Annotated in this window: 8 protein-coding genes; 3 read left to right on the top strand and 5 right to left on the bottom strand. The window is 64.2% G+C overall.

Annotated features, from left to right (window positions below):
- Window positions 1–83: 83 nt before the first annotated feature.
- The 5 genes from VW23_RS05390 to VW23_RS05370 all read right to left on the bottom strand — a co-directional run bounded on the left by VW23_RS05390 (window position 84) and on the right by VW23_RS05370 (window position 6,875).
- Complete coding sequence (locus VW23_RS05390; RefSeq protein WP_069908565.1) at window positions 84–1,202, bottom strand: ABC transporter ATP-binding protein; 1,119 nt, start codon at window positions 1,200–1,202, stop codon at window positions 84–86.
- Window positions 1,203–1,204: 2 nt separating this feature from the next.
- Window positions 1,205–3,760 (bottom strand): GH116 family glycosyl-hydrolase, encoded by a 2,556-nt coding sequence (locus VW23_RS05385; protein WP_244513401.1) that lies wholly within the window; start codon window positions 3,758–3,760, stop codon window positions 1,205–1,207.
- 15 nt (window positions 3,761–3,775) lie between these two features.
- The gene (locus VW23_RS05380; RefSeq protein ID WP_244513399.1) at window positions 3,776–4,630 is read right to left on the bottom strand and encodes a carbohydrate ABC transporter permease; all 855 of its coding nucleotides are present in this window, start codon (window positions 4,628–4,630) and stop codon (window positions 3,776–3,778) included.
- A gap of 5 nt (window positions 4,631–4,635) precedes the next feature.
- On the bottom strand, window positions 4,636–5,532 hold the full coding sequence (locus VW23_RS05375; protein WP_244513397.1) for a carbohydrate ABC transporter permease: 897 nt from the start codon (window positions 5,530–5,532) through the stop codon (window positions 4,636–4,638).
- An 89-nt stretch (window positions 5,533–5,621) separates the two neighbouring features.
- Complete coding sequence (locus tag VW23_RS05370; protein WP_069908561.1) at window positions 5,622–6,875, bottom strand: ABC transporter substrate-binding protein; 1,254 nt, start codon at window positions 6,873–6,875, stop codon at window positions 5,622–5,624.
- A gap of 289 nt (window positions 6,876–7,164) precedes the next feature.
- Here VW23_RS05370 and VW23_RS05365 point away from each other — a divergent pair, with 289 nt between their 5' ends.
- The 3 genes from VW23_RS05365 to VW23_RS05355 all read left to right on the top strand — a co-directional run bounded on the left by VW23_RS05365 (window position 7,165) and on the right by VW23_RS05355 (window position 10,801).
- Window positions 7,165–8,169, top strand: a complete 1,005-nt coding sequence (locus tag VW23_RS05365) for a LacI family DNA-binding transcriptional regulator (protein WP_069908560.1) — start codon at window positions 7,165–7,167, stop codon at window positions 8,167–8,169.
- Between the two features lie 85 nt (window positions 8,170–8,254).
- Window positions 8,255–9,595, top strand: a complete 1,341-nt coding sequence (locus VW23_RS05360; RefSeq protein ID WP_069908559.1) for an ABC transporter substrate-binding protein — start codon at window positions 8,255–8,257, stop codon at window positions 9,593–9,595.
- Between the two features lie 267 nt (window positions 9,596–9,862).
- Window positions 9,863–10,801, top strand: coding sequence for a carbohydrate ABC transporter permease (locus VW23_RS05355; RefSeq protein ID WP_069908558.1), 939 nt, complete (start codon window positions 9,863–9,865; stop codon window positions 10,799–10,801).
- The last annotated feature ends 31 nt before the right edge of the window (window positions 10,802–10,832 follow it).

The following is a 10,832-nucleotide window of genomic DNA, read 5'->3' as shown; positions in this document are numbered from 1 at the left end:
GGGGTGGGGGTACTCTGTGCGCACCAGTCCGTCGGCATCGTTGCCACGAAGCCGGGTGAGGTGGCCTTTTGTCGAAGCAAGCATCACACAATCTTCTTCATGTAGTCGTCGGTCCAGGCGCGGGTTGGCTGCAGGGTCAGCCCGTTGGCGTCGAACACATGGGTGAAGGCATCGGCGATCTCGAAGCGTAGCGTGTCGCCACGTTCCGTCGCGAGGATGCCACGCATGGTGGCGGTAACGGTCTCGCCGCCGGCGGTCTTGCCATGCAGCACGGTCTCCGCGCCGAGCACCTCGGTCGACACCAGTTGCACCGAGAGCGGACCGTTGGCGGTGAGGATCAGGTGTTCGGGGCGGATGCCGATGGTCACCGCGTCGCCCAGCTTCACCGCACCCTCCCGGCGGGCGAGGTTGAGTGTCGGGCCGCCGGCGCTGAGCGCCACGCCGAGCCGTTCGCCCGCCTCGGTGACCTTGCCGGCAAAGAAGTTCATCTGCGGCGCGCCGAGAAAGCCGGCGACGAACTGGTTGCGCGGCCGGGCATAGAGCTCGATCGGGGCGCCGGCCTGCTCGATCACTCCTTCGCGCAGCACCACGATGCGGTCGGCCATGGTCATCGCCTCGACCTGGTCGTGGGTGACGTAGATCATGGTGGTGCCGAGCCGGTGGTGCAGCGCCGAGATTTCCGAGCGCATCTTCACCCGCAGTTCCGCGTCGAGGTTCGACAGCGGTTCATCGAACAGGAACACTTTGGGTTCCTTGACGATGGCCCGGCCAATGGCGACGCGCTGGCTCTGCCCGCCCGACAGCTGGTTGGGCCGGCGCTTCAGCAGGTGCTTGATCTGCAGGATCTCCGCCGCCTTGTCGACGCGGGTGGCGATCTCGGGCTTGGGCAACTTCTGGTTCTCGAGCCCGAAGCGCAGGTTCTCCTCGACGCTCATATGCGGGTAGAGCGCATAGGACTGGAACACCATGGCCATGCCGCGCGCCGAGGGCAGCAGGTGGTCGCAGCGCACGCCGTCGAGCCAGATCTCTCCACCCGAGGTCTCCTCGAGCCCCGAGATCATCCGCAGCAAAGTGGATTTGCCGCAGCCGGAGGGGCCGACGAACACCGTGAAGCTGCCATCCTCGACCGTGAGGTCGATGCCGTGAATGACTTCGAGCGTCTGGAAGCTTTTCCGAACCTGTCTCAGCTCAAGTTGCGCCATGCTCAGCCTCCGATTGTCAGGTCTGCGGCGTCGCCGGCGCCGAGCTTGCGGTCGATGCGGGCACTGGTGCCGGCAAAGGAAAGCGCACCGAGATCGAGGCTGCCATGGCGGACCTCGAGGCGGACGCGGTTGCCGCTGCGGCTGACGATGCCCCAGCCCTCGCCCACCGACCAGAACCAGCTGCCATCGCCCTGCTGCTTCGGCGCAAAGCCGATCTCACCCTTGGTGAGGTCGTAGCTGAGGCCCGACCAGGCATTGACCAGCGCAAAGCTCGACATCGAGCGGGCATAGTAGCTGCCGCACTCGATCTCGTTCCAAGGGTTGCGCCGGTAGCCATCGTGCCGGGCGCGCGCCGTGCGGACGATGGCGAGCCCTTCGTCGGTCAGCCCGCGAAAGATCAGATGCGAAGCGAGCATATATTCGAGCCCGGTCCAAACTTCCTCGGAGTACGGCGCCGGCACCGCCGGCTTGGTGGTGCCCTCGGGCCAGGTGGCGATCAGCACGCCGCCTTCATCCTCATAGGCATAGACGCGGCAGGGGTTGAAATGCCCCTTGAGGTCAGCGCGATAGTTGTGGCGATAGGCCGAGGCGAGCGCCGTCTTCACCTTGTCGGGGTCGAGGAAGCTGCCGAGCCCGGCGAGATCGGCGTGCCACTGCCCGAGGATCTGGTCGGTCGCGCAGCCATCGTTGAACTGGTACTTCATCTGGCCGTACTCGTCCGACCAGTACGTCTCCATGAAGCCGTCGGCGAGCACCCCGACCTTGCCGCTGGCGTGATCGAACTTTTCGATCAGCGCCTTGTCGCCGAGGTCGGTCTTCTGGATGAAGTAGTCGCCGTTGAACAACTCGGCGTTGAGATAGTCGGCGCCCGCCTGCCCCATTCGCTCGAGCTCGGCGGCAAAACCCGTATCGCCCGCCGCACGCCCCATCTCGGCGCCGGCCTTCAACGCCGCGACATACATGGTCGAGAGCCACGAGTTCGGCCCGAACAGTTCCATGTCGAGCGTGTGGTGCTGGCGCCCCCACAGGATGCCCGTGCGCTCTGGGTCCCACTGGTCCGGGTTCTCGGCCGACCAGGCATATTCGAGCGCCGTCTTCACCTTCGGCCAGTAGCGCTTCAGCCACGCGGTATCGCCGGAAATCTTCCAGTCCCGGTAGGTCTTGATGATCGAGCCGAACTGGCCGTCGGCGCAGGGGTTGAGCGGGAAAAAGGCCGAGCCGAGCGGGATGATCTGCCGGAAGGTCAGCCCGCCATTGGGTAGCTGGTTATAGGTGTAGTCGGTCTCGCGCAGCGTCCGCTCCAGCCCCGGGAACAGGTAGGGCAGCGTCTGCTGGTAGTTCCAGACGTGGGTGCACGAGCCTTCGCAACTGCCCTCATTGGTGAACTGGCCCTCCCAGGCCCAGAGCTCACCGTTTTCGAGCCGCATCACCGTGGCGGTGCGGAGGATGCTCATGGTGCCCTGCACCGCATCGATGATGTCGACCGGCAGGCTGGTGCCGAACAGCGTGTCGCGGAAGGCGAAGGTCGGAGCGCGCAGCTCGTCCCAGCGCGCGAAGGCTTCAGCCAGCACCGCGCCGGAGTTTGCCCACTGGCTGGCATAATAGTTGCGCCAGGTGCCGGTCTCGCCATTCACCTGCCCCGGCCGCCAATAGACCTGGCCGACCGGAAAATGCCAGGCGATGGCGAAGCGTACGGTCTTCGTCTCGCCCGGCGCCACCGTGACGCGGGCGGCGAGCGTGCCGTGTTCGGGCTGGTCGAACATGTTGCGGTTGAGCCGCGGCTTGTCGTAGTGCCGCTCGGGCAGCCGGCCCGCCCGCGCGAACTCGCGCCAGAACAGGTTGAGATCGTCGAACCACTGGCCGCGGAAATGGTAGTCGAGGTGGTCGACATCCCCGGCATCGGTGGCAATCGAGACGTCGCCAGTCTGCCAGTCCGGCAGCTCATCGGCGGCGGTCAGCAGCAGCGATTTCACCCCACCGGTCTCATTATAGCTGTGCCGGCCATTCTGGCAGCCATGGTTCCCGAGCGTGCCGGCTATGCTGTAGTCGACCGGCACGGTGCCGCTATTGGTCACCTTGATCTCGAACATCGCCGCCGGCAGCGAGGAATCGCGCTCATTGGTCGGGATGAACGGGCTCCAGGCGGTGAGCTTCACCTGCCCCGGAAAGCTCGCGTCGTGGAACGCCACTTCGGCCACCGGGAAAGTGCCGGTAAACGTCGTGCTCTCGAAATGCGGCACCCCGGCCAGCGTGTTGCGGTTGGCGCCCCAGCCAAAACCGTCGAAGAATTTCCGCGTCGTCGGCGAGCCCGTCGGCAGTCCCTCATAGGGGCCGTTGAGCACCCGGGCATCGAGCAACTCACCATCCGCCTCGGCCTTGATAGCGAAGTGACTGTAGCCGTTAAAACTCTGCAGCCCCGGCCGGTTGCGGATCGACCAGTCGACCAGTCGGCCGCTGCCCGAAAGCGCCAGCCCGCCGGCGCCGATGCCGCCGAGCGGGAAAGCGATGTGGCGGGTGCGGTCGCCTTGGTAGATGAAACGCGGATCGGTTCTGGTCATTGCAAAATCCATGGGTCAGGCTCGGATGCCTGAGAACGTGACGCCCTCGATCACCATCTTCTGGGCGACGAGGAAGAGGAGGACGACGGGGAGGATGGCCATGCTCATCGCCGCCATGACGACCGACAGGTTGCCCTGGCTCATGTACCCGCGCAGCAGGTCCATCGCGATCGGCAGGGTCATCGAGTCCTGCGACGTGATCAGCGCCCGCGGCTGGAAATAGGCGTTCCAGGCGCCGGTGAAGGTGATGATGGCGAGCGCCCCGAGTGCCGGCATCAGTTGCGGCAGCGAGATACGCCAGAAGATCTTGAAGTAGCCGGCGCCATCCATCAGCGCCGCCTCCTCGAGCTCCTTGGGTTGCGAGCGCAGGAACTGGCGCAGCATGAACACCCCGAAGCTCGAGGTCAGGCCCATCAGCACCAGCCCGAGCGGGTTATTGAGCAGTCCGAGCTTGGCGTAGCCGAGATAGATCGGCAGGATCGTCACCTGCGCCGGGAACATCAGCCCGATCAGCATGACGAAGAACAGGCTGTCGCGGCCGGGGAACCTGAGCCGCGCATAAGCGAAGGCGGCGAGCGTGCAGGTGACGAGCTGGCCGATGGTCACCAGCACCGCGACGTAAAGGCTGTTCCAGTAGATTTTCAGGAACGGCACCGAGGACTCGAGCACGGTGCGGTAGTTGCTCAGGTCGAAGCTGGGCGGAAAGAAGCTCGGCGGCATCTTGTAGGCTTCCGGCGCCGGCCGGAACGACATCGAGAACAGCCAGAAGAACGGCATCAGCATCAGGATGCCCATCAGCAGCAGCACCGCGATGATGGCGCGATCGACCCACTTCTTGGCTTCGCGCGTCTGCATGGATCTGGTTTGCATGGCGGCTACTCCCGCACCCAGCGGCGCGAGCCGATGATCTGGATGATGGTGATGATGAGAACGAGGATCATCATGATGACGCTGACCGCCGCGGCGTAGCCGAGCTCGAAGCTGCCGAACGCCTCGTCGACCAGGTAGATCGACAGCGAGCGGGTGGAGTCTCCCGGGCCGCCGCCGGTCAGGATCATGATCGACTCGAACACCTGCAGCGCGCCGATCGAGGCGAAGACGATGCAGAAGAACAGCACCGGCGAAATGAACGGCAGGGTGATGCGGCTGAAGCGACGCCAGGCCGAGGCGCCATCCATCGAGGCGGCATCCATGATTGGCCTCGGTACGCCCTGCAGCGCCGCGATCAGGATGATCATGAAGAACCCGGTGTTCTTCCACACGTCCATGATGACGATCGAGGTCATCGCGACCTTCGACGAGCTCAGCCACGGTACCTGCGGCAGGCCGATCTGGCCGAGATAGTAGTTTATGACGCCGAAATCGACGCTGTAGAAATAGCTCCACACCACCGCGACGAACGCCGCCGAGATGATCACCGGCAGGAAGAACGCGAGGCGGAAGAAGTAGAGCAGGAATTTCGGCATCGCCCGGTTCAGCGCCAGCGCCAGGATCAGCCCGACCGCCACGTTGAAGCTCACCGCGAGGAAAGCGAAGCGCAGCGTGTTCCAGAAGATCTCGAGCGAGCGCGGCTCGGTGAGGAAGCGCACATAGTTCTCGAACCCAACCCAGTCGGCGCCGAAGCTGATGTCGTAATAGGTGAAACTGAGGATGATGGTGATGATGACCGGCGCCAGCACGAACGCCGCGTAGAGCAGGATCGAGGGCAAGACGAAGATGTAGCCCGCCTGCATCTGCGCCTTGCGGAGGTCGGATAGTCGTCGCTTCGCCATAACCATCTCGGGCCGGAGAAAACTGGAGCGCTCAGGTGAAAGTGCCCGCGCCGGACCCGAGGGTTCGGCGCGGGCAGTCCGGGGGAGGACTACTGGGTGACGCGCTTGATCCGCTCGAACGAGCGGGTCAGTTCCTGGTCTGCCTTGGCGACGGCATCAGGAATGGTCATTTCGTCGGTCATGATGGCGTTGAAATACCGCATGAAAATCTGGTCGACTTCCTGGAAATTGGCCGGCGACGGCACCGCATGGGTGGTCGGCAGCGTCTCGTAGTAGAGCGGCGCCGACGGCGGGAACTTCAGGAAATTCTCGGTCTCGGCCGCCGACTTGCGGCCCGGCACGGCGCCGCCCAGATCGCCTTCAGCCACCTGCGTCTCGTAGCTCAGCAGTTCCGTGACCAGCGCCTTGGCCAGTTCCGGGTTCTGCGCCTTGGACGAAATGCCATAGGCGCCGAAGCCGATGACGGTGTCGTTGCTCACCTTGCCCGGCTGGGTGGCGATATCCATGTCGAGCTTCGACGCAATGGCGTTCTGCACGATCCAGTGACCCCGCGAGATCATGGCGATCTGGCCGGCGAAGAACTGGTTCTCGACGCCCTCCTGCCCCGGCACCGGCGAGACCTTCTTGACGTGGATCAGGTCGTAGAGGAACTGCAGCGTCTCGGCGACCTTGGGGTCCGTCATGTTGGAGGCCGACCAGTCCGCGGTGACCGGCGAGGTCCCGTTGGAGAGGAACCACGGCATCAGCCCGAAGAAGAAGGCGGGCACCTCGTAGCCGAACTGGGTGACATTGCCGTTGGCGTCGCGCTTGGTCAGCTTTTCGGCGATGGCGGCGAACTCGTCCCACGTCCAGGTCTTGCTGGGCGCCGGGATACCGGCCTCAGCGAACAGCGCCCGGTTGTAGTTGGTCATGATGTTGTTCCAGGTCGAGGGGATGAAGTAGGTCTTCCCCTTGTACTTGGTCAGGTCGAACAGCTTGGCGTCGAAGTCCGAGAAGTCACCGGTCGCGATATAGTCGTCGAGCGGAATGAACAGGTCGCGCGCCGCGAAGCTCTGCAGCGTCTCCACCGCCGTGTGGTAGACGTCATACTGCTCGCCGGCATTGTATTGCTGCAAGACGCGCGAGACGAAATCGCCCCAGCCGCCACCCACTGCATCGACGCCGATCTCGACCTCAACATTGGGGTATTTGGCGTTGAAGCGGGTCACCGCGTCCTGCGTCGATTTGAGCTGCGCCTCGCCGCCAAAGGTCATCAGCCGCAGCTTGCCCGCTTCATCGGACTGGGCCAGCGCAGGCGATACCAGCCCGGCCGTGAGCAGCAGAGCCGCCAGTAATTTCTTCATCTCGTCCCTCCTCTGTCCGGCGTTTCGACAAAGCTTCGCCGGTGCCGGATCGCGGGTTTTTCACCGCGTCCGCTGTTGAAAAGCCATCCGCACTCGGAAAACCGCCGAAAACTGGCGGCCGACTTCAGAGTGCGCTGATTAAACCATTGTGATCGTTCAGGTATTTCTCCCATCGCGGGGTTGTCCCCGTCTTCTGGCGAGACCGAACGTAACAGCTGTGAATGGATTTGCAAATGCATTCACAAATCCATTTGCATGCGTCTTTCGTTTGGTGCTAGCCGTTGCCGCCATGAGCACGATCTCAAAGGTTGCCGAACGGGCAGGCGTGTCGCGGACCACGGTCTCGCATGTGATCAACCACGCCAATCGGGTGTCGAAGCCGCTGCGCGAAAAGGTGCAGGCGGCGATCGATGAGCTCGGCTATTCGCCCAACCCGCAGGCGAAGAGCCTACGGACGGGACGCACCAACCTGATCGCCATGCTGATCCCCGATATCGGCAACCCGTTCTACACCGAGATGGTGAAGGCGGCGCAGGCGGCGCTCGAGGACGCCGGGCTCGACGCGCTGATCTACAATACCGACGTGCCGGGCGGAAACTGGCAGACGCATGGCCGCGATTACCTGCGCCAGCTCAACAAAAAGCGCGTCGATGGCCTCTTGGTCGGCGATTTCGCCCTGCACGGCATCAACGAGGAGCTCTTAAAGCTCGACACCCCGACGGTGTTCATCGGCCAGCTCGCCAGCCACGCCGTCGACAGCGTCAAGGTCGACGACTACGGCGGCGGCTACATGGTCGGCAAGCACTTTGCCGAACGCGGGCACAAGACGGTGGTGCAGGTCACCGGGCCGGAGAATTTCGAATCCGCCATGGCCCGCGCCGATGGCTTCGAACAGGCCCTCAGGGATCACAAGGTCAAGGTCAAGAAAGCCCAGCGCTACACCGGCACCTACCTGCCGCCCTCCGGTCGCGAGGCGGCGCAGTGGATCGCGCAACTGAGCGGCGAGGACAAGCCGAGCGCCGTGTTCATTGGCAATTACCTGATGGCGATGGGTGCGCTGGCCGAGTTCCACGATCAGGGCGTCCGCGTCCCCGACGATATTGCCGTCGCCATTTTCGGCGACCTGCCGCAGCTCGAATATGTGAGGCCCAACCTCACCCGAGCCGGCGAGAACCCAGGCGCGCTGGCTCGGCGCGCCGTTGAAATGCTGCTCGACCGCCTCAACGGCAAGTTCGACGGCCCGCCGCGCACCGAGGTCATCCCCTGTGCGCTGCGCATCTTCGAGTCGGCCTAGCCGACCCGAACAAACCAAGCGCGGCCGTTTCGGGGGAGGTGGCCGCGTCCCGGACGACAACACCAAAGCTCCAGGGAGGAGTGAGATGACTCTTACGTCCAACATGCCGTCGGGATGGTCCCGCCGGTCCATCCTCAAAGGCGGTGCCGCACTCGGCGCTGCCGGCCTTGCCCTGCCGTTCGCCGGCAAGGCGTTCGCGCAGGACAACACGCTCAGCTTCTGGCAGTTCTATGCCCCGGGCGGCGATGTGAAGCCTCAGGTCGACTGGTTCGTGAAGATGGTGGCCGATTGGAACGCCACCCAATCCGAACAGGTCGCGCTCGAATATGTGGTGGGCTCCGAGTATATCGGTGGCACCAAGCTCGCGACCTCGTTCGCCTCGGGCCAGGGCCCGGATATCTTCATCATCTCGCCCGGCGATTTCCTGCGCTACTACAATGGCGGCGTGCTGCAGGACCTGACCCCGGCGATCGAGGAAGCGGCGCGCGCCGATTTCCCCGAAAGCGTCATCGCCAACCGCATGGTCGACGGCAAGATCTTCGGCGTGCCGATGGAAGTCGAGCCGATGGCCTTCTACTACTCGGTCAAGGCCTTCGAGGAGGCCGGCCTCAACGAGAACGACGTGCCCACCACCTGGGACCAGTTGCTCGAAGTGGGCAAAAAACTGACCACGGCCGAGCGCTATGGCGTGCTGTTCGAGACCAACCCGGGCTACTACCAGAACTTCACCTGGTACCCGTTCATGTGGCAGGGCGGCGGCGAATTCCAGTCGGCTGAAGGCAAGTCCGCCTTCGACTCGCCGGCAACCGTCGCAGCGCTGAAGCTTTGGCAGGATGCGGTCAATTCCGGCGCCGCGCCGCGCCAGATGCTCGGCGGTGGCGGTGGCGATATCGTCGCCAACCTCGGCTCCGGCTACTGCGCCATGCAGAATGTCGGCATCTGGGGCATCTCGGCGATGGACAACAACGCCCCCGACGTCCCTTACGGCATCTTCAAGCTGCCGGTGCCGACTGGCGGCAAGTACGTCACCGTCGGTGGCGGCTGGGCCTTCGTCGCCAATTCCAAGGGCAAGAACCCGGAAGCCGCGGCGAAGTTCATCGCCTGGGCCCTGGCCTCGATGGCGCCGGATTCGGTGCAGCGCGTGGTCGATTGGTGCACGGTGGCGAAGTCCGACATGCCGCCGCGCAACTCGGCGCTGGCTGCCGGTGGCGATGCCTTCAACAAGGGCAATATGGGGATCTTCGGCACCCAGATCCATCCCGGAACCCGGGCCGAGCCGCGGGTGCCGCCGGAGGTCTACAAGATCATCTCCGACGCCATCCAGCAGACCCAGCTCGGCGGCGCCGACCCGCAGGCCACGGCCACCGCCGCCAGCCAGCAGCTCGACGCCTTCCTCGCGTCTTACTCAGGCGCACCGATTCTGTAACGGCATCGATGGCGGCGATGCGCACCTCTTGCCTTCTCCCCTTGTGGGAGAAGGTGGCGCGCAGCGCCGGATGAGGGGTTCGCGCAACGAAGTGTAGCGCGCTCGAAGCGCAAGCGACGAGCGATTGGAGTATGCGGAGAGAACCCCTCATCCGCCCTTCGGGCACCTTCTCCCACAAGGGGAGAAGGCGTCCGGTTCAAATGCCAGTGCCTCCTTACACACGACTGGCTCTCCTCCATGGAGGGGAGCCAACCAGGGAATGGACCAGTGACTGAGATCACAACCACGGCGGCGGGCGACAAGCCCGCTGCCATCCGGCTCACCACCAAACAGCGCGAAGCCATTGCCGGCGTGCTGTTCGTCGCGCCCGACGCCATCGGCCTGATGCTGTTCATCGGCCTGCCGATGCTGCTGGCGCTCGGCATCTCGGTGTTCGAGGTCGACGGTTTTGGCGGCTTCAAATTCGTCGGGTTCGCCAACTACTTGAAGATGTGGGGTGACCCGCTGTTCTGGTCGTCGCTGCGCGTCACCGGGCAGTTCACCCTGATGCTGGTGCCGCTGCTCTATGTCACGGGGCTCGGCCTGGCGCTGCTGGTGCAGCGCACCAGCAAGTTCAACACCGTGATGCGCTCGATGTTCTTCGCGCCGCAGATGGTCAGCCTCGTCGTCGTGGCGCTGGTCTGGCAGCTGATGGTGGTCGACAAGCTCGGCGTCCTCACCCGCTTTGCCGCCTCGATCGGGCTCGGTGGCATCTCTTTCCTCGGCGACCCGAACCTCGCGCTGTTCACCGTGACGCTCGCCGCGGTTTGGTTCCTGATGGGCTTTTACATGCTGATCTTTCTGGGCGGCTTGCAGGATATCCCCAAGGAATATTACGAGGCGGCGCGCATCGATGGCGCCAGCGCGACGCAGAGCTTCTGGTTCATCACCCTGCCCTTGCTGCGCCCCACCAGCTTCTTCGTGTTGCTGGTCTCGGCCGTCGCCGCCATCACCGGCGCGCAGGCCTTCGACCTGATCTACGTGATGACCAAGGGCGGCCCGGCCAATTCGACGGCGCTGCTGATCAGCTACATCTACCAGCAGGCCTTCCAGTACTCCGCCTTCGGCTATGCCGCGGCGCTGGCGACGCTCCTCGTGGTGCTGCTGATGGTGGTCACGGTGTTCTTCTTCTTCCTCACCCGCGGCGGGCGGTTCGATTATGAGTGATTTCGCGACAGCGCTGCGGCCTATCGCACAC

The organism is Devosia insulae DS-56 (genome assembly GCF_000970465.2).
GTDB lineage: Bacteria > Pseudomonadota > Alphaproteobacteria > Rhizobiales > Devosiaceae > Devosia_A > Devosia_A insulae.
Note: the sequence above shows the minus strand (reverse complement) of the source record. Positions and strands in the feature narration are given on the sequence as shown.

Bases quoted from the DNA above. Each gene is read 5' to 3' on its own strand.
- VW23_RS05385 (WP_244513401.1), bottom strand. From the start codon at position 3,760: ATGACCAGAACCGATCCGCGTTTCATCTACCAAGGCGACCGCACCCGC.
- VW23_RS05365 (WP_069908560.1), top strand. From the start codon at position 7,165: ATGAGCACGATCTCAAAGGTTGCCGAACGGGCAGGCGTGTCGCGGACC.
- VW23_RS05380 (WP_244513399.1), bottom strand. From the start codon at position 4,630: ATGCAAACCAGATCCATGCAGACGCGCGAAGCCAAGAAGTGGGTCGAT.
- VW23_RS05375 (WP_244513397.1), bottom strand. From the start codon at position 5,532: ATGGCGAAGCGACGACTATCCGACCTCCGCAAGGCGCAGATGCAGGCG.
- VW23_RS05360 (WP_069908559.1), top strand. From the start codon at position 8,255: ATGACTCTTACGTCCAACATGCCGTCGGGATGGTCCCGCCGGTCCATC.
- VW23_RS05390 (WP_069908565.1), bottom strand. From the start codon at position 1,202: ATGGCGCAACTTGAGCTGAGACAGGTTCGGAAAAGCTTCCAGACGCTC.
- VW23_RS05370 (WP_069908561.1), bottom strand. From the start codon at position 6,875: ATGAAGAAATTACTGGCGGCTCTGCTGCTCACGGCCGGGCTGGTATCG.